General features: G+C 63.1%; 17 protein-coding genes. 10 read left to right on the forward strand and 7 right to left on the reverse strand.

From position 1 onward, the window contains the following. Positions 1-33: 33 nt before the first annotated feature. Positions 34-882 carry a lysozyme inhibitor LprI family protein gene (locus AQ611_RS23845; RefSeq protein ID WP_069236498.1) on the reverse strand — a complete coding sequence of 283 codons (849 nt, stop codon included), beginning with the start codon at positions 880-882 and terminating at the stop codon, positions 34-36. Between the two features lie 333 nt (positions 883-1215). On the opposite strand from AQ611_RS23845, the gene AQ611_RS23855 reads away from it, so the two are divergent. Both AQ611_RS23855 and AQ611_RS23860 read left to right on the forward strand, forming a co-directional pair. Continuing rightward, a complete protein-coding gene (locus AQ611_RS23855; protein ID WP_083237534.1) occupies positions 1216-4095 on the forward strand; it encodes a heavy metal translocating P-type ATPase in 2880 nt (959 codons plus the stop codon). Further along, positions 4092-4526, forward strand: coding sequence for a DUF4087 domain-containing protein (locus AQ611_RS23860; protein ID WP_374755058.1), 435 nt, complete (start codon positions 4092-4094; stop codon positions 4524-4526). The genes AQ611_RS23855 and AQ611_RS23860 overlap by 4 nt, the downstream gene beginning before the upstream one ends. A gap of 28 nt (positions 4527-4554) precedes the next feature. On the opposite strand, the gene AQ611_RS23865 is transcribed toward AQ611_RS23860, so the two are convergent. The 4 genes from AQ611_RS23865 to AQ611_RS23880 form a co-directional block, all read right to left on the reverse strand. Then, complete coding sequence (locus AQ611_RS23865; RefSeq protein WP_069236290.1) at positions 4555-5034, reverse strand: GNAT family N-acetyltransferase; 480 nt, start codon at positions 5032-5034, stop codon at positions 4555-4557. 362 nt (positions 5035-5396) lie between these two features. Next, positions 5397-5552, reverse strand: a complete 156-nt coding sequence (locus AQ611_RS26225; protein WP_173678743.1) for a hypothetical protein — start codon at positions 5550-5552, stop codon at positions 5397-5399. Positions 5553-5721: 169 nt separating this feature from the next. Continuing rightward, positions 5722-7056 carry a hypothetical protein gene (locus AQ611_RS23875; protein ID WP_146011752.1) on the reverse strand — a complete coding sequence of 445 codons (1335 nt, stop codon included), beginning with the start codon at positions 7054-7056 and terminating at the stop codon, positions 5722-5724. A 316-nt stretch (positions 7057-7372) separates the two neighbouring features. Further along, on the reverse strand, positions 7373-8068 hold the full coding sequence (locus AQ611_RS23880; RefSeq protein WP_069236501.1) for an MgtC/SapB family protein: 696 nt from the start codon (positions 8066-8068) through the stop codon (positions 7373-7375). 110 nt (positions 8069-8178) lie between these two features. Here AQ611_RS23880 and AQ611_RS23885 point away from each other — a divergent pair, with 110 nt between their 5' ends. Further along, entirely contained in the window at positions 8179-9285 is a 1107-nt protein-coding gene (locus AQ611_RS23885) for an AGE family epimerase/isomerase (protein ID WP_069236293.1), read from the forward strand. A gap of 341 nt (positions 9286-9626) precedes the next feature. Here the strand turns inward: AQ611_RS23885 and AQ611_RS23890 are convergent, their stop codons facing one another. Then, the gene (locus AQ611_RS23890) at positions 9627-11249 is read right to left on the reverse strand and encodes a methyl-accepting chemotaxis protein (protein WP_069236294.1); all 1623 of its coding nucleotides are present in this window, start codon (positions 11247-11249) and stop codon (positions 9627-9629) included. A 218-nt stretch (positions 11250-11467) separates the two neighbouring features. Here AQ611_RS23890 and AQ611_RS23895 point away from each other — a divergent pair, with 218 nt between their 5' ends. The 7 genes from AQ611_RS23895 (at position 11468) to AQ611_RS23920 (ending at position 17681) form a co-directional block, all read left to right on the forward strand. Continuing rightward, complete coding sequence (locus AQ611_RS23895; protein WP_069236295.1) at positions 11468-11911, forward strand: PaaI family thioesterase; 444 nt, start codon at positions 11468-11470, stop codon at positions 11909-11911. A gap of 794 nt (positions 11912-12705) precedes the next feature. Continuing rightward, the gene (locus tag AQ611_RS23900) at positions 12706-13503 is read left to right on the forward strand and encodes a YqcI/YcgG family protein (RefSeq protein WP_083237537.1); all 798 of its coding nucleotides are present in this window, start codon (positions 12706-12708) and stop codon (positions 13501-13503) included. Beyond that, on the forward strand, positions 13500-13826 hold the full coding sequence (locus tag AQ611_RS25240) for a cupin domain-containing protein (protein WP_180978117.1): 327 nt from the start codon (positions 13500-13502) through the stop codon (positions 13824-13826). The genes AQ611_RS23900 and AQ611_RS25240 overlap by 4 nt, the downstream gene beginning before the upstream one ends. A gap of 5 nt (positions 13827-13831) precedes the next feature. Continuing rightward, positions 13832-14875, forward strand: a complete 1044-nt coding sequence (locus tag AQ611_RS23905; protein WP_069236297.1) for a TauD/TfdA family dioxygenase — start codon at positions 13832-13834, stop codon at positions 14873-14875. Between the two features lie 25 nt (positions 14876-14900). Beyond that, positions 14901-15665, forward strand: coding sequence for a YqcI/YcgG family protein (locus AQ611_RS23910; protein WP_069236298.1), 765 nt, complete (start codon positions 14901-14903; stop codon positions 15663-15665). Next, complete coding sequence (locus tag AQ611_RS23915; protein ID WP_082711691.1) at positions 15658-16926, forward strand: APC family permease; 1269 nt, start codon at positions 15658-15660, stop codon at positions 16924-16926. Before AQ611_RS23910 ends, AQ611_RS23915 begins: the two co-directional genes overlap by 8 nt. Positions 16927-17015: 89 nt before the next feature. Then, the gene (locus AQ611_RS23920) at positions 17016-17681 is read left to right on the forward strand and encodes a HigA family addiction module antitoxin (protein ID WP_069236299.1); all 666 of its coding nucleotides are present in this window, start codon (positions 17016-17018) and stop codon (positions 17679-17681) included. A gap of 110 nt (positions 17682-17791) precedes the next feature. Here the strand turns inward: AQ611_RS23920 and prpF are convergent, their stop codons facing one another. After that, a complete protein-coding gene (prpF, locus tag AQ611_RS23925) occupies positions 17792-18985 on the reverse strand; it encodes a 2-methylaconitate cis-trans isomerase PrpF (protein ID WP_069236300.1) in 1194 nt (397 codons plus the stop codon). Between the last annotated feature and the right edge of the window lie 25 nt (positions 18986-19010).

Here is a 19010-nt window from a genome sequence, read left to right on the forward strand (position 1 = left end):
ATGCGCACTGCCCCGATGCATGCCCGCGTCAAACTACCCGCGCAATTCGACGAGCCGCCCGCTCTCCAGCCCGAAACGCCGCACGATCCTCACCGAAGGCTTCTGCGCAAACGGCGCGCCTTCCGGCCGATCCAGATATTCGACAACGACCACCGCCGCCGCGCCGCCAAGCTCGATCGATACCGCCACGGGCGTCAGCCGATCACCGAGCAGCACGGCCGGCGTGCCGCCGCGATCCGGCTGCGCCGCCGCGACGTACAGAAATTGACCGCTGCCGCCCGGATCGTCGCTGAGCAGCACGGCCGTCACCGGGCGGCCAGCGACCGTCACTGTGCTGCTGCGCGCGACGAGCTTCGTCACCCGCTGCGTCGCAGATCCCGGCGCGGCCGCCTGCACCGCCGCGCCGTTCGTCAGTTTGATCGGCTCGCCGTCGATCACGTAAACTACGCCCGCCGGATCGGCCGATAGCGGCGCCGTCGGGCCGGACGCCGCCGCGGCCGGCACGCCCGCGGCCCGCAGCGCGAGCCGCTCGTCCGCGACGTCGCGCAACGCGGCGGTCCGTGCGGTGTACGCATTCGTCAAACAGGCGATCCGGCCCCCGCACGCATCGCGCACGCGCTGCCGCCAGCTCTGCTGGTCACCGCGCAACGCATCGCGAAACTCGCGGTATGCCATCCCTTCATCGGCCGGACGGGCGCGCTGCAAAATTTCGTAATACGTCGCCATCCGCACGTCCAATTCGCCGAGCGCCGGGCTTGCGCAGATCGCACGTTCGGCCGCGTTCGATGCGCGCGCGCAATCGAAGCTCGCGGCAAGCGCAAACGGAATATTCAGCGTCAACGCAGCGCCCAGCGCCACGGCCCGCCATCGTATTGTCGACATCGTCTCTCCTCGCTTCGGGCGCCTCGACGCCGCCGCGGCCGTTCCGCGCGACGCAGCCGGCCCCGGCAATCCCGCCCAGCGCAATACGCGCCGATTGTAATCAAACCGTCGGGCGCGCGGCCAAACGCCGCATGCCGAACGGCGCACGCACGGCGTTCGCGCCCGCGAATCCCGTTCGGCGCAGCGGCCGCCTATTTCTGACATCCGCCGCCACGCCCGCCGCGCGCCGGCAGCAAACGCCGGCGATGCATCATCCGCTTGACCTTCCTATCATGGGAATGTTGATACTGTGCTCATCGGCGGCCTCGCCCGCCTTATCGAATTGGATCGCAGATGACTGATCTGTCCATTCCCGCCGATCCGGCCACGGTGACACTGCGCATCGAAGGCATGACGTGCGACGGCTGCAAGACCCGCGTCGAGCAGGCACTCGCCCGCGTGCCGGGCGTGAGCCGCGTGCGCGTCGATCTTGTCGCCGGCATCGCGAAGCTCGACACCACGCCCGCGCTCGATCCGGCCGGCCTGCTCGACTCGCTCAGCGCCGCCGGATATCGCGCGACATTCGCGCCGTCGCCCGCCGAACGGCGTGAAGCCGGCGCCCGCGCCGAAGAAAACCATCGCGACGACGAAAGCGAACACGGCGGCAGCCGCCATGCCGTTCGGGTTGCGACAACCGTTTCGCTCGACATCGGCGGGATGACCTGCGCGTCGTGCGCCGGGCGCGTCGAAAAGGCGCTGTCGCGCGTTCCCGGCGTGGTGAGCGCGTCGGTCAACCTCGCCACCGAAAAAGCGACGGTCGATGCCGCCCCCGGCGTCGACACCGCCACGCTCGTTGACGCCGTGCGCCGCGCCGGCTATCGCGCTTCGGCAATCGACGATCAGTCAGCAACCACCACGGCTTCCGTCGCCGCAACCGCGCCACCCGCGCCGTCGCCGGCCGTCATCGAACTCGACATCGGCGGGATGACCTGCGCATCATGCGCCGGGCGCGTCGAAAAGGCGCTGTCGCGCGTTCCTGGCGTGGTGAGCGCGTCGGTCAACCTCGCCACCGAAAAAGCGACGGTCGATGCCGCCCCCGGCGTCGGCACCGCCACGCTCGTTGACGCCGTGCGCCGCGCCGGCTACCGCGCTTCGGCAATCGACGGCATCGCGCCGCCTACCGCCGAAACCGCCGAGACCAGCGCCTCCACTGCGTCGCCTCCGCCGTCGGCACCCGCCACCCATTCGCGCGCCGGCGAGCGCAAGCTCGCCGAAGCCCGGCGCGAGCGCGGGCTGATGATCGCGTCCGCCGTGCTGAGCGCCCCGCTCGTGTGGCCAATGCTGGTCGCGCCGTTCGGCATCGACGCCACGCTGCCCGCATCGCTGCAGCTCGTATTGGCTTCGATCGTCCAGTTCGGCTTCGGCGCACGCTTCTACCGCGCCGCCTGGCACGCGCTCATCGCGCGCGCCGGCAACATGGATCTGCTCGTCGCGCTCGGCACGTCAGCCGCATACGGCCTGAGCCTCTGGTTGATGTTGCGCGGCGAGCCCGGCCATCCCGCGCATCTGTACTTCGAGGCGAGCGCCGTGATCATCACGCTCGTGCGTCTGGGCAAATGGCTCGAAGCACGCGCGAAGCGGCAAACCACCGACGCGATCCGCGCGCTCGACGCATTGCGCCCCGAGCGCGCGCGCGTCGTCGAGCACGGCGTCGAGCGCGACGTCCCGCTCGCGCAAGTGCGCGTGGGCACGAGCGTGCGCGTGCGGCCAGGCGAGCGCATCCCGGTCGACGGCCGGATCGCGGCGGGCGTCACCCATGTCGACGAATCGCTGATCACCGGCGAAAGTTTGCCTGTGCCGAAGCAGCCGGGCGAACGCGTGACCGCCGGCTCGATCAACGGCGAGGGCGCGCTCACCGTCGAGACGACCGCGATCGGCGCCGAGACGGCGCTCGCGCGAATCATCCGGCTCGTGGAATCGGCACAGGCCGGGAAAGCGCCGATCCAACGTCTTGTCGATCGCGTGAGCGCCGTGTTCGTGCCCGCGATCATCGCGATCGCGCTCGTCACGCTCGCCGGCTGGCTCGCCGCGGGCGCGAGCGCCGAAACGGCGATCCTCAATGCCGTGGCGGTGCTCGTGATCGCGTGCCCCTGCGCGCTCGGCCTCGCGACACCGGCCGCGATCATGGCCGGCACCGGCGCCGCCGCGCGGCGCGGCGTGCTGATCAAGGATGCACTCGCGCTCGAACTCGCGCAGCGCACCCGCATCGTCGCGTTCGATAAAACCGGCACGCTGACCGAAGGCCGGCCCACTGTCACGGCGCTCGAGGCGATCGAGATCCCGCACGCCGATGCGCTGGCGCTCGCGGCCGCCGTCCAGCGCGACAGCACGCATCCGCTCGCGCGGGCCGTTGCCGCCGCGTTCGCCGCCGACATCGCCGCGCACCGCTCGCCATTCGCGGATGCGCCGGCACACGCGCCGCGCGCGGTCGCCGGGCGTGGCGTCGAAGCGAACATCGACGGGCAACTGATCGCATTCGGCAGCACGCGCTGGCGCGACGAACTCGGCATCGGCGTACCGGCCGGCATCGCGCAGCGCGCGGCGGCGCTGGAAGCGGCGGGCCATACCGTATCGTGGCTGATGCGCATCGACGTGCCGCGCGCCGCGCTCGCGCTCGTCGCATTCGGCGACACCGTCAAGCCTCAGGCGCGCACGGCAATCGAGCGGCTGGCGGCGCGCGGCATACGCAGCGCGCTCGTCACCGGCGACAATCGCGGCAGCGCCGAGGCCGTGGCCGCGTCGCTCGGCATCGACGACGTTCACGCGCAGGTGCTGCCTGACGACAAGGCGCGCGTCGTCGCCCAGATGAAGCAAAAGGCGGGCGGCGGCATGGTCGCGATGGTCGGCGACGGCATCAACGACGCGCCCGCACTCGCCGCCGCCGACGTCGGCATCGCGATGGCGACGGGCACCGACGTCGCGATGCACACCGCCGGCATCACGCTGATGCGCGGCGATCCCGCGCTGGTCGCCGACGCGATCGACATCTCGCGCCGCACCTACCGCAAAATCCAGCAAAATCTGTTCTGGGCGTTCGCCTACAACCTGATCGGCATTCCGCTCGCCGCGCTCGGCTGGCTGAACCCGATGATCGCCGGCGCGGCAATGGCGTTTTCGAGCGTGAGCGTCGTCGCCAATGCGCTGCTGCTGCGTCGATGGAAAGGAAAAGCATGATGCGTGCCCCGGTGGCCAATGCCGCGTGCCGCCAGCGCCGCGACACCCGCATACGGCAGCGCGCGCTTCGTGCGGTGCTCACGCTCGCGGCGATCGCCGCCGGGCTCGGCCTGCCGCACACGGGCGCGGCCGAAATCCGCTGCGGCTGGCTGGAAAATCCGACGCCAGGAAACTGGTGGCTGACGGACCGCCACGGCTCATGGACACTCAGCGTGATGGGCGGCCCCGAGGCCGAAGGCATGGACCGGCTTCCCGACATCGCGGGCGATCAATACGTGCGGACGAACGGCCACCACGGCTACGGATGCGCATGTCTGACCGTGGTCAGCCACAAGCGGACGCAACGCATCGTGAAGGTGCTCAAAGCGCGGCAATTGCCGCTGTCGGCGTGCAGACGGGACGAGCGGCTCAACGAACCGTCTCGCGAATGAGCGGGGCCGAGCGCGGCGCGATTCGGCGTTAAACCGGCGTGATCGACTTGACGAACGTCGTCGTCATCGCTGTGAAGCCCAGTGCTCGATACAGCGCGAGCGCCGCGCTGTTGTGATTGAACACCGACAGGCCGATCTCGGTCACGCGCAATCGCCGTGCGTCGTCCTCGAGCATCTGTAGCACGCGCGTAGCCCAGCCTTGACGGCGATAAGCCGGATCGATTTCGAGATCGTAGATGAACAACGACCGATGCGGCCCTTCGCTGGCCGTGCCATACCAGAGATAGCCAAGCGCGAGGTGGTCGCTGGGGTCGCTGAGTGTCAGCAGCGTCTGATCGTCGGTCAGCAGGCCATCGGGCAACAGCGTATCGATGCAGGCGAGCGCGCGCTCGCCGGCTTCGTCCGCCGTGCTCTGCCCGGACGCGATCAAATCCTGCGCGTAGCCGCGCGCCGCGCGCAGCCGGTACTCGCGAAATTCCGTCTGGGTCATCGGGCGCATCTCGAGCATGCCGCACCTGTTTGGACGAGCGGAAACACTACCCAGTGTAGCGGGCCGAGTGCGATCACGCGAATCGGGGAGGCCGGAAGCGGATCGGGCAGACAGATGGGATGCCGAGCCGATCGGACGCCCGATCCGGCATTCATGAACGAGCCGGTCCGCTACGCCGCGCCGTGCTCAGCGGTAAACGAACCGCGTCAGCGTGTGCGGCGGCGCGAAACGGCGTTTGTCGACGGACATGCGATTTCATTGCACCGCGCTACGGCACGGATGCTGCCGCTACTCCCGATCGAGCGGCGTGTTGCCGGGCCGGTGTTGGCGAACCGGGCAAAGCGCCGGCTCGCCAATACGCGCCGTGCCGCGCAGCGGCTTTAGCGGCGGATCAAGCCGAATTGCGCGACTTGCGACTTGCGCCGGCGCTCGGCCTCAGCGTGGCGAGCCTTGTACGAATAATCGGCATCGAGCGGCAGGTGCGGGGAGACGAAAAGATCTTCGATCTTTTGAAGCAGCGCGAAAATGAGGCTCATATGCGACTCCTGGCAACGAGTGACTAGGGTTTTCCCTTAGTCATCATTCTAGGGGTTTTCCCTAGATTTGCCTAGTGCGCCGCAGCAATTACGCCACGCGATCTACGTTTCGCGCGTGTTTTCAGATCTGTTCGTTGTAGCGTCGCAACATCGCCATCCGTCCCGCTGTTCAACGTCCGTGGTATGGCCGCTTGACCGGCTTGGCCGCGCCGGCGAGACGATTCGTCAGCCGTCCGACCTGCTCGCCCTGCTCGTCCAGGCGCTGCGACAGCGTCACGAGGCTCGCCTGCTGCGATATCTGCTCGGCGACGAGCCTGTCGATCCGTTGCTGCAATGCAACGGATTCGCTGCGCAGCCGCGAAGCCTGCATCGATTGAACAATCAGCCCGGCGATCGAAAGCAACATCATCACGCCGAGCCCGAGCAGCAGGCGATTGACGCGGCGCCTCTGCGCGTCGGCCGCCCGGCGCATATCGGAGATTTCCGTCTGTAGCACGCGTAACTTGTCCGCGAGCGGGCGGAGGTGCGTGTCGATGTCGGGAGCGGCGCAGGGCGGCGTCCCCGGCGGATCGCAGCCGAGGGCGGCGGACTCATGGGCGGGCGGCGTCTGATCGCCGGACAGCGATGCCGATGCCGAGGCGGCGGCCACGTGCGAAGCGGATGCGGTGCCGGACGCCGCACTGCCGCTTGCCGCCCGCGATTCCGATTCGGGTGACGGTATCGCGGGCTCCGGCTTGGCCGAAGCATCCGCCGCGCGCCGCTTCGGCGCGAGCGCTGCCGGCGCACCCCGCCGTCCCGGCGATTTCGGCTCGGACTTCGCGCGCTTCGAATGGGTGCGAGGCGCCGAAGCCGTCTGCCGCCGTGCCGAGGATTCGGAACCGGCCGCCGCAGCTTCGGCGTCGATGGCTGGACGGCCGGCGCGCAACGAAATGTCCGCTTCGGCGCGAGCGCCCGATACGGCCGGATCGACGCTGGCCGATGTTCGCTCGCGTTCGCCCGGCATGGTGGTGAGCTGCGCGGCGGCGTCGCGTGCCGTCGCGCGGACATCACGGCCCGCGTCGCCTGCCGGCGCAGCAAAGGCGCCCGCAGCCTGCGCGGCCCGCGGATCATCGGCCCGTTCGCTAGCGGGAGCGGCGGCGTATTGCGACTGCGGCGTCACCGCGCGGCTGTCAAGCTCAACGTCGCTACCGGCCGCCGCTTGCGCGCCGGCGGCCGTCACGTCGCCGCCCGCCCCGTGTGCCGTCGCGCCGCCCTCCGTGCCATCCGCGTCGTGTGCGGGCCACTGAACCGCCGCACCGGCATCCGCGCCGCCCGTTTCACGCGCATCGCCGGCCGGCCAATCGAAACCTTCGAAGCTGCGCTGCCGCTCGTCCACGTCGGCCCTCTCCGGCTGCACCGACCCGCGCGCCGCCGAGGACGGCTTCGCGCCGGGACGAGCGCCGCCGAACAGATCGAGCGTGCGATCGTCGCGCCCGGCGTCGCCGGGCGCCGCGTCGTGCGCCATCGGGGCCGCCGCTCGCGACGGCGCGCGGCTGTCGGCTGCCACCGCACGCGGCCGCTTCGCAGCGGACGAACGGGGCAAGCGGGAAGAGCGGGGATGGGAAGAAGTTGCGGAATCGGTCATGGATCGAGCAGCAGCACGCCGCATGCGCACCGGACAAATCTGTGAACAATGTCGGGAGCCCGCATTGTCTCATGCCAGGGTGCCGGCCCTGCGGCGCGCCCGCCACATGCCGAAGCCGGCATCCGCCGGGACCGGCCCCGCATGCCGCTGCATGCCCCCTCCAACCCGCCTTCACGCTGCCGGACAAACGCGCGCGTCATCCGTCCTGCAACACGCCGTGCCGCTCGCGAAAGCCCTTCACGCCCGGCAATTGTTTCAAACGCTTGCAAATGCTCTCGTATTCGATGTCCGATACGCGGCTCAACGCGATCGTCACGTCGTCGCGATCGGCCGAATCGCTGCTTTGCTGGACGATGAATTGCTTGACGCGCGCGCTGTCGATGCCGAGCGCATCGTGCAACGACGCGAGCGTCAATGCGCCGCGCTCGACGCTCAGCGACAGATGGCGGCGCTGGCGCACGGTAAGGTAGCGGCGCTCGAGCGGCTTGAGGCCCGCGAGAATGATCAGGATGATGACCGTCGCCGCGATCGCCGCCACATACAGGCCGCCGCCGACCGCCAGCCCGACGGCCGCCACCGACCATAGGCTCGCCGCCGTCGTGAGGCCACGGACGATCTCGCCGCGCAGCAGGATCGATCCTGCCCCCAGAAAGCCGATCCCCGACACCACCTGCGCGGCCATCCGCGACGGATCGAGATCGACGTGCGGCCGCCCGAGCACGTCGGCAAAGCCGAACGCGGACACAATCATGATGAGCGCCGAGCCGACGCAAACGAGCATGTGCGTGCGCAGCCCTGCCGCCCACGACAGCCGCCCGCGCTCGATGCCGATGACGCTGCCCAGCCCTGCCGCGAGAATCAGCCGCATGATCAATTCGAGATTGTTCTGCATCTTCCGCCCTCCTTTTTTCGGCGGCGGCCGGGCGCATGCTTTATCCTTGCCGCTCGGCCCGCCTCGGCGGCCGCCGCGTTTTTCCGTCGTCAACCGCGCCGTCATCCGCCATGCCCATATCCGATTCTGCCTCCGAGCAAGCCGCGCAATTGCGCCGTCATTTCGCGCAAATCGTCTTGCCGCTCTGGCGCGGACCCGGCTTCAATCCGGCGCTGCAACTGCCGTTCGAGGCCATCGCGCCACACACGCATGCGCCGCTGCCCGTCGCCCGGTATCGCGCGATGGCCTGCGCCCGCCAGCTCTTCGTGTTCGCGCGCGCCAACGATGCGGCGCATGCGCACACGCTGTTCGCCGCATTGTGCCGCCACTTCCGCGATCCGCGCCACGATGGCTGGTTTTACAGCGTCGACGCGCACGGTGCGCCGCTCGAGCGGACGAAGGATCTGTATACGCACGCGTTCGTCGTGTTCGCATGCGCCGAATACTTTGCGGCGTTCGGCAACCGCGACGCGCGCAACATTGCGCAACACACGGCGGCACTGATCGTCGAGCGCTTCGCGCGCCAGCGCGGCGACGCATTGCTCGACGCCGCGCGCAGCGAGGATTTCGCCGAAACGACGAGTGCGCCGCTGCAAAATCCGCTGATGCACCTGACCGAAGGCTGGCTTGCGGCAAGCCGCGCATTCGGCGACGGCGCATTCGACGACGCGCTGCTGCGCACCGCGCAAGCGGTCGAACGCGCGTTCGTCGCACCGCACACCGGCTGCGTCGCGGAACTGCCGCTCGGCAGTGCGGATAACCGGTTCGAGCCCGGTCATCAATTCGAATGGTTCTATCTGGTCAGCGCGGCAGGCGCCCGGCTCGCGGCCACGAGCCTGCCCGACGCGCTCGCCCGCGCGTATGCGTTCGCACAACGGCATGGCGTCGATCCGCAGACGGGCGGCGTCTGCGCGGCGCTTGACGAGCACGGCGCATGCATCGACAGCACGCAACGGATCTGGGCGCAAACGGAGTATCTGCGCGCGCTCGCGACGCACGGCGGCAGCGAGCCGGATGCGCTTGCGCAGCAGGCCGAGCGCTTTCGCACACGCTTCCTGCATCCGCGCGGCTGGCACGAATGCAAGACCGCGCAAGGCGACGTGTCGCGCGCGGATATGCCGTCGACCACGCCCTATCATCTCGCGACCGCTTATGCGGCGTTACCCTCGGGCGATTGACCGGGCGGCCAAAGCCCGGCCGCCGCCCCCGGCCGCGAAGGCGCCGCGCGCCGCCAGCCTCGAACGGCAGTGCGCCGCGCGCCTTCCGTCGCGGCATCCTGCTGCGACCGCTTATGCGGCGCGGCTCGTGGATGAGCGACGGCGCGGGCGGCCAGGCGCGGCCGTCGGCCGCACAACGACGCCCCGCGCGCCATCGCGCCTCAAACGGGAGCACGCCCCGCGTTACGTGTCACGTGCCGAAGCCACGGCAAGCAGCGGCTTGCCCGCTCGAGCCGCCGCGCCACGCACGCGCGCATCGCGCCGCCGCGCCTGGTCGCCGTTACTCTTTCGTCACGCCCTCGTCACGCTGCCGCGAGCCGCGGCGGCGCCGCTTCGCCGCGTGCCGCCGTACCGCCTCCGGCAACGGCCTGCGCGGCGCGCGCATCGCCCAACTCGAACACCGCGACCGATTGCTGCAACTGCTCGGTCTGCTCGTTGAGCGCGCCGCCCGCCGCCGCTACCTCCTCGACCAGCGCGGCATTCTGCTGCGTCAATTGATCCATCTGCGTCACTGCCTGATTGACCTGCTCGATCCCCGCGCTCTGCTCGACCGACGCGGCCGTGATTTCCGTCATCGTTTGCGCGACCCGCTCGATCGACGCCGACACCGTGCGCATCGCGCCGCCCGCGCGCTCGACAAGCTCCGAGCCGCCATTGATCTGCGCGACCGACTCCTCGATCAGCACCTTGATTTCCTTTGCCGACTGCGCGCTGCGCTGCGCAAGCGCGCGCACCTCGCCCGCGACCACCGCGAAGCCGCGCCCCTCCTCGCCCGCCCGTGCCGCCTCGACCGCCGCGTTCAGCGCGAGGATGTTGGTCTGAAACGCGATCCCGTCGATCACCGCGATGATTTCCGCGATCCGGCCCGAGCTATGCGCGATCCCGCGCATCTTGTCGATCACGTCGTCGACGATCGCCCGGCCTTCGTGGGTCGCCTGCAGCGCCTCGTCGGCGAGCGCGCTCGCCGCGCGCGCGCCGTCGCTGTTCTGCCGCACGGTCGCGGTCAACTGTTCCATGCTCGCGGCCGTCTCCTCGAGCGACGCCGCCTGGCTCGCGGTGCGTGCCGACAAATCCGCATTGCCGCTCGCGATCTCGGCCGCGCCGATGTGAATCGCGTCCGACGCGCCGCGCACCGCGCGCACCGTCGTCGCAACGCTCGCCTGCATTGCGGCAAGCCCCTGCATCAGCCGGTCGATCTCGTACAGGCCGCGCGGCGTGACCCGCTCGTCGAGCCGGCCGCGCGCGATCCGCTCGAAATGCTTGCCCGCGTCGGCCAGCGGCGCGACGATCGTGCGCCGCGCCGCGACGTAGATCGCCGCCGTGCACGCGAGCATCGCGGCGAACAGCGCGACTCCGACCGCGTTGAACCACGCGATGCCCGTATCGATCAGGCCGAACGCATCCTTGCTGACCTTGCCGCTGAAATCGGAGAACGTGCGCAACTCGGTGAGATACCCATCCTGGATCGATTGCGTCGGCTGATCGAGGAACGCCTGCATGTTGTCCGTTTCGAGATACTGAATCAGTTCGTCGAGCGCGGTGCGGTACTTCCGGTAGCGCTCGACAAGCGCCGCGGCACGCGCCGTGTTCTCCGCACCGATCGACGGCTCGGCCGTCAACGCCGCGAACGCGCGATCGGCGTTCGCCAGCTGATCGCGCACGTGGCGAAGCATGTCGGCGGGCTTCGGATCGCCGCGCACCATCCGCGTACTCGCGCGGGACAGATTCGTGCGTGCGTCGAGCAGGTAATGGGTCGCCAGATTGGCGGCGTCGATTTGCCGGATCGCGACGCTGGACAGATCGTCGACACCGCGACGCGTCGACGACAGCGCCCAAAAGCCGAGCCCGTCGATCGCCATCATGAATAGGCAAAACACGACGAGTACGCCGAGCAAACCGGATGCGAGCTTGATTTTGTTGATCATGAATTTCCGTTGGAGCCAAAAAAGAAGGGAGCTGCGTCGGCTTTAGCGGCATTTCGGCGGCGGACTTGAGCAATCCGGCCCGATCCCGCGATGAATTTCTTCGCCCGATTTCCTTGCGTAATGCCCATCCCATACCTAGAGTGGAGCGCAAAGGGCGGGATAGCGGCAGCGGCCTGCCGGATAGGCCACTCGACTCAATCGAGAGCGAAGGAGCGTCGATGACCGACATCGTGGATCACGCGCGCGGCGCGTTGCGTGCGCAACCCTTCAGCATGCTGCTCGGCACCGAACTCGTGCACATCGGCGGCGACGAGGCGTCGCTGCGCCTGCCGATCCGCGACGAACTCCGGCAGCAATACGGTTTCGTTCATGGCGGCGTCATCAGCTACCTGGCCGATAACGCGTTGACATTCGCCGGCGCGCTCGCGCTCGGGCCGCGTGTCGTGACGGGCGAATACAAGATCAATTACCTGCGCCCGGCCGTCAACGGCACGCTGATTGCGCGCGCGAAGCTGGTTTACCGGGGACGGAATCAGGCGACCTGCCAGTGTCACGTGTTCGTGATAGACGGCGACCACGAGCGGCTCGTCGCGATCGCGCAGGGGACGATCAATCGGGTCGGGGATGGGCGGGAAATAGAGGTGATGGAGGCAAAGACCTAGGTTGTCGCATTGTCGACTGTGCATTGACATGCGATGACCATAAACGATACGTGCGGCGTTGGAGAAACCACGAGTTCGTGGCGCGGATTCATTTTGTGTACAGGCTACCAAGTGCCGTCTTGATTGGCTCCGCAGTGCCACTCCGTTTCAGGCGTCATTTTTTATAGACATAAAAATCTGAAATTTTAATAGAAGCGCCACCTCAGCCAAAAACAACAAACCTCGCCGCGAACCAAGGGCAGTCACTTCAGAGCGTGGTGAGCAAGACGCGCGATACCTTCATTTCCGTGCCGGAAAGATTTTTGTGACCACCAATGCATTACCACGAGACACTCCGGCAGCTGACTTGTCGGCACCCACTGCATTTGGCTCCCATATTATTAGCGCGATAAAATTCGTCAAATTTGTCAGCCAATAAAATATCAACAACTCAATCCGACCCTTTAGTTTTAATCTCTAAAATCGATTTCGCATTGCAGCAAATAAAAATCCTCTAAATTTATTGAACAAAACACGAATCTTTATAAGAAAATATTATTTTCAATCCGACACCACCCCTCTAAACTGAACTGACCTTCACCATACCGATCGGCCAACAGGGAATTTGATAACCAAAAACATCGCCAAATCATTCCAATGGAGACATAGATTTAATAACCAAAATATCAGTCAATCTCAAAATTCCCCCTCAGACTTTGTCAACCGCTGGGTTTCTTGACAGAATGAGGCATGGCCGGCTCAAAAAATATATTACTAGCAATTTATTTTTATAACTCACATCAGGAGAACTTCAGATGGGGAAGATATCTTTCCAGACCGATCATTTGGCCACCTCGCCCCATGTTTCGTCCGGACGCGTTAATCAATTACTGACAGCCAGAGAGCTTTGTCATGGAACGCCATTGTGGGCCATTGATCCCGTAATGAATTTCATAAAAAAATTTTCCAACTCCGACCATCATTTTCCTTGCAATTTCGCACACCAGGTCTATGACGGCAATATGCTCCGAGCCGCGTTTTTCGAGGAAAATTCCAATGAAGACGCAATGACAGAAAATCTTGGAAGTGTTTTGACGAAATACATTGAAACGGCTCGCGGCCTTGGCAAGATCACTTCGTTTCTAGCTTTTTTTAAGTTAGACGACTCATTAAAAACCGTCGAAGAATACGAAACATGGTTTTGGTCGATTTTGCAACGTCTGCATGACTCGGATCAAAAGGAATGGCCGTTCGATATCCCGCAGAACCCCTACGATCCGAATTGGGCGTTTAGTTTTGGCGGCCAGGCATTTTTTATCGTCTGCTTCACGCCCGCGCATATCACTAGAAAGAGCCGGTATTGTGAAAAACCGCTCATTATTTTTCAACCTCGCTGGATTTTTGACGGACTTGAAGGCGACACACCTGCGGGCATTGCTGTCAGGCAGGCTATTCGAGATGCAGTTGCTGTTTATGACAATATGCCGGCCTCAAAAAAATTGACATCTTACGGCGAAGGGCTGGATTGGGAGCAGTATTTTTTGCCCGATGTCAATCAATCTGCTTATGATAAATGCCCGATGATTTTCAAAAACATGGCGCAAACAAAATGACAGAAAACTCTATTCCGACTACCAAGCCGTCCGACATTTTCGATCTTAAAACCGGAATATTCAATCTATTGCCAAAATCAGGTGTCGTCAAGGTTGTCAACGAATTGCCCCATGAAAAAAATCCGATTCATTTTCACGAAAACGAAGAAACCCTTCTAATTCTGGAAGGCAGCTTGAAATTATATTGGCAAGATCAAGGGAGTGAATTATTTGTAGAGGCACATCCGGGAGAAAAGATCTTCCTTCCCAAAGGTATTCCTCACTACTCTGAAGCAGGCGACAGCGGTTGCTTTTACCTGATAACAGATAGATTTGTCGAGTGACCATCATGAGCGATCATAATTCGAACACGCCGTTCCCCACCATCACCTTGACCGATTCGCAGCGATGGGATTTGACTTCATTTTTCGATAAATTCATTGTCGAGAACAATGGGAACATCATGGATGTGGGACAGGATTTCTTCAAAAATCCATCCAAGATCATTTCGCTCGCGTCTCGTAGTCTGCTCGATCTGTTTTACTCCTTCCGTGACATGACGAAAGACGCACCTTATCTCCTGATCGAAAATTTTCCGATGCATGACGACACGTTCTACGGCAACACGCCGCCAAACTGGCGGTCCGCCGCAATGATCGGTCGCACGATCAGGGAAGAATCATTTATTGCGTTGGCCGCATCGTGTCTGGGAGAATCTTTCAGTTGGCCAACCTTGCAAAACGGCAGACTGATTCACAACGTCTTGCCGATTGCTGGCGACGAAGCCGAACAGAACGGGCACAGCAGCGATATTGAGCTTGAATGGCATACCGAAGATGCTTTTCATCCATGCCGCGGCGATTATCTCATTCTGTTCGGCATTCGAAATCACGACAGTATCGCCACGACGCTCATGTCCATCAAGGACATTGAATTGAGTGATGAACAGAAGGAAATCCTGTTTCAGAAAAAATACCGCATCAAACCAGACAACGAACACCTCCGCCAGATCATCGATGAAAATGATCCGGGGCGGCGCTCGATCAAGAAACTGATCGAAGAATCCGAAGCCGTTTCCGTACTGTTCGGCGTTCCTGAAAGTCCATATCTACGCATCGATCCCTACTTCATGGAATGCCCCGATAAAGGGAGTGTTTATGACGAGGCACTGCGATATTTGATCGCCGAATTGAATCGCGTTAAGCAAAATGTTGTCGTTAAGAAAGGGGACATGCTGATCATCGACAACTATCTGGCAGTCCACGGCCGCGCCCCCTTCAAAGCGAAATATGACGGCTCAGACCGCTGGTTGAAGAAATCCATCGTCAGCCGCGATATCAGACGCGCTCGAGCGCTAGGTTTTCGCGTTTCGGACAATCTGAACGTTTTTTGAGAAAAATTTCCAAAGGACAAAGCATATGCAACATGCACCCGTCAATCGCGACACTGCCCCGGTGTTACTCGAATTGTCCGATCTGCGCGCACATACGCCATCCTGGGCCACTCAGGGCATCGCGGAATTTGAGTATGAATTAGGCAAGGAAAAATCGGACTTTCCGTGTACCTTTGGCATTCAAAACTACAAGGAAAAATCATTAAGATTCACATTCGTCGAAGACGACAGCCCCAACAATCTTGATCACATGGCGAAAGCGTTGTACGAATATACGAAAAACGCTCGAAACTTCGGGACATCCAGTTCATCGCTCGTGTGCGTATTCCGGCCGCTTGTCGACAAGACTGTCGCGGATTACGAGCGATGGTTTTGGAGTATCCTGCAACAGTTACATGATAGGGATACCGAGCCGTGGCCACGCGAGTATTCCGAGAACCCCGAGCATGAAACGTGGGCATTCTGTTTTGCCGGAGAGGGCCATTTTGTGGTGTGCAACACGCCCGAGCACCATTTACGTCGCAGCCGACATAACCCCAATCCAATGATCACCTTTACGCCGCGTTGGAGCTTCAAGGGCATCGAGGGTAATACCAAGCCTGGCATCGCGGTACGGGAACTGATCCGCAAACGCGTGATGCTCTACGACAAGGTTCCGCCGTCGGACAAATTTAGCGCGTATGGACAGGGTTTAGATTGGGTTCAATACTTTCTGCCTGAAGGCAGCGACACTTCGTCATTGAGCAAATGTCCATTTTCGATCAAGAGTGAAAAGACAAATCATGAGTAACCCATCGAAGCAGTTAAGCAAAACCCTCACGGTCTGGTCCGGCACGGCGATGGCCGTGAGTCTTGTCATCGGTGCGGGCATTCTTGTCGTCCCGGGCATTGCTTATTCGGTGGCAGGAACAAGCGCGGTTTACTCATGGATGCTGAATTCGCTCTTCGTCATCCCTCTGCTCGTCATCTTTTCCCATTTGGGTTCACTCTATCCGAACGCCGGCGGCATTTCCGGCTTCACTCAGGAAGCATTCGGAAGAAATCTGGCCGCCGCCACCGAAATCCTAATGGTCGGCACGTTCTCGCTCGCGCTGCCTGGCGTGGCGTTTACGGCGGCATCCTATCTAGGCGACGCGATCAAGCTGAGCTACTGGCAAATCACCGGTATCGCCTTTGCGATGCTGTTCATCGCGATCATAGTCAACGTGATCGGCGCGAAACTCGCAGCGGGACTTCAACAGATTCTTGCTTATACGCTCGTCTTCGTCCTGGTCGCCGTCACGCTGTCCATCTTCGTGCTTTCGCCATTGAAGGGAGAAGGTATTGCGCCGCCATCGCAATGGACAAAATCGATCCCGACGCTCGGGCTCGTATTCTTCGCCTATGCCGGCTGGGAGCTGCTGGCCTTCACTACCGAAGAGTACAAGGATCCCAAACGGGATTTTCCCAAGGTCATCGCGATCAGCTTCGTCTTGGTGGCCGGGCTCTACATCCTGATCTCGATCGCGTTGCAACTATCGTTCAATTCATCCGATCCGAGACTGCTGAAAACCCCGATCGCGATGTTATTCGAAAGTTCGCTGGGTACTTATTCGACGATCTTCGTCTCACTCTGCGGCTTCGTAATCATCATGGCTCACTTGATCGGGGCGATCTGGGGCGCATCCCGGCTCGTCTACTCATCGGCACGAGAAGGCATCCTGCCCGCCGCGCTATCGCAAATTCGCCACCATGGCATCCCTGTCAACGCGGTCATCGGCATCGGGATCATCATACTGACGGTCGCTGGCGCCTGTGCAAACGGCTATATCACGGTCGCCACGTTATTTACGCTCGCCGGCCAGAATTTCTTCATCTTGAGCGCGTTCGCGGTGCTTGCTTACTTGCGGATGGCAAGCAATAACAAACAGAGAATTCTAGGCGGACTGACTACCATCATGGTGTTCGCCGTGATTTCGTCGTTCGGAATCAAGCTCTTGTATCCGCTCTTTCTTCTGGTTCTCGGTTATGCAATCTCTTATCTGAAGACACACGTTCTCGAGCCTCAATAGCCGTAGCCCGAAACAACGCCGTGAATACTTTGGCATAGGACCGCGGAGCGCGTCTGCGGCCGGGCAATTCATTCCTGGAGACTGGCGGCATGATCATTACTTTCAGGCCGAAGGGACTCAAGCTTTTCTACTGTGGAAAAGCATCGCACGGCATTACAGTCGTCCACCCCGACAAGCTGGCCAGCACCCTCGCACTGCTCGACGTCGCCCGCACAACTGCCGATGTCGATTTGCCCGCCTTGCGGATACAGGCGTGTCAAGGTGATCTGGCGGATCATTGGGCAATCGGGGTCGACAACGACTGGCAGCTCGTATTCCGGTTTTATGGTGCCGACATCGAAGTGGTCGATTTCCGCACAATTCTCCCGTCGCCTCCCTCCGAACGCATCGGTCATCGCAACAAACGCGACGTATCCGCGTTGCAGCAACCGCTCCATCCCGGGCACATTTTACGGATAGCTGCATTGGAACCTCTGCACCTGAGCGTCGACAAAGCGGCGGGAGGCCTCGGCGTATCGCGGCATCTGCTGGCGCGTGTCGTGAAAGGTGCGGCCAACGTCGGGGCCGATCTGGCTATCAGACTGGAAGTAGCCGGCATCGGCTCGGCTCGCGCATGGATCATGTTGCAAGCCAGGTACGATCTATCACGGGCGACGCGCCGAGAATTAAATGGGGCCGCGCTGCAATGCCTGCATCACCGGAGAAGTGATACACGCCATCCGACAGTCGCTCTCCTTGCGCCCATCAAAAACTGAGCCCCCGGCACTGACATCGCAATATCTGCGATTGTCTGCAGCAGTAAGCAGATTTTCCACTACACCCAATCCGCACTGCCGAATCGATCAAGCAATGCACAACCGCGCGATCAATTCCCCGCCCCCGGCACCCGCACCCATCCCTCCATCAACACCCGCGCGCTGCGGCTCATGATCGCCTTCGTCACCACCCATTCGCCGTTTTCCTGCTGCGCCTGCGCGCCGACGCGCAGCGTGCCCGACGGATGCCCGAAGCGCACCGCCTGGCGCGCGCCGCCGCCCGCCGCCAGATTGACGAGCGTGCCCGGAATCGCCGCCGCCGTGCCGATCGCGACCGCCGCCGTGCCCATCATCGCGTGATGCAGCTTGCCCATCGACAGCGCGCGCACGAGCAAATCGATCTCCGCCGCCGCGACGCGCTTGCCGCTCGACGCAACATAATCGGCCGGCTTCGCGACGAACGCGACCTTTGGCGTATGCTGGCGCGTCGCGATTTCGTCGAGCGTCTTGATGAGCCCCATGCGCAGCGCGCCGTGCGCGCGGATCGTCTCGAATTTCGCGAGCGCGGCGGCATCGCCGTTGATCGCGTCCTGCAATTCGGTGCCGGTGTAGCCGATCGCGGCCGCGTCGACGAAGATCGTCGGAATGCCCGCATTGATCAGCGTCGCCTTCAGCGTGCCGACGCCCGGCACCTCGAGATCGTCGACGACATGGCCGGTCGGGAACATCGCGCCGCCGCCGTCGCCGTCTTCGTCGGCGGCCGGATCGACGAATTCGAGCTGCACTTCGGCGGCGGGGAACGTCACGCCGTCGAGTTCGAAATCGCCCGTTTCCTGCACCGCGCCGTTGGATATCGGCACGTGCGCGACGATCGTCTTGCCGATGTTCGCCTGCCAGATCCGCACGGTCGCGATGCCGTCCCGCGGCACGCGCGCCGCATCGACGAGCCCGCCGCTGATCGCGAACGGCCCGACCGCCGCCGACAAGTTGCCGCAATTGCCGCTCCAGTCGACGAACGGCTTGTCGATCGACACCTGTCCGAACAGGTAATCGACATCATGATCGGGCCGCGTGCTCTTCGACACGATCACCGTCTTGCTGGTGGACGACGTCGCGCCGCCCATCCCGTCGATCTGTTTGCCGTATGGATCGGGGCTGCCGATCACGCGCAGCAGCAGCGCGTCGCGCGCGGCGCCCGGCACGCGCGCGGCCTGCGGCAGATCGTCGAGGCGGAAGAACACGCCCTTGCTGGTGCCGCCTCGCATGTACGTCGCGGCAATCCGGATTTGAGGAAGGTGAGCCATAGATATCCGTATAGGTCCGATGTAA

Origin of the sequence: Burkholderia singularis (assembly GCF_001718875.1) — a bacterium.
GTDB lineage: Bacteria > Pseudomonadota > Gammaproteobacteria > Burkholderiales > Burkholderiaceae > Burkholderia > Burkholderia singularis.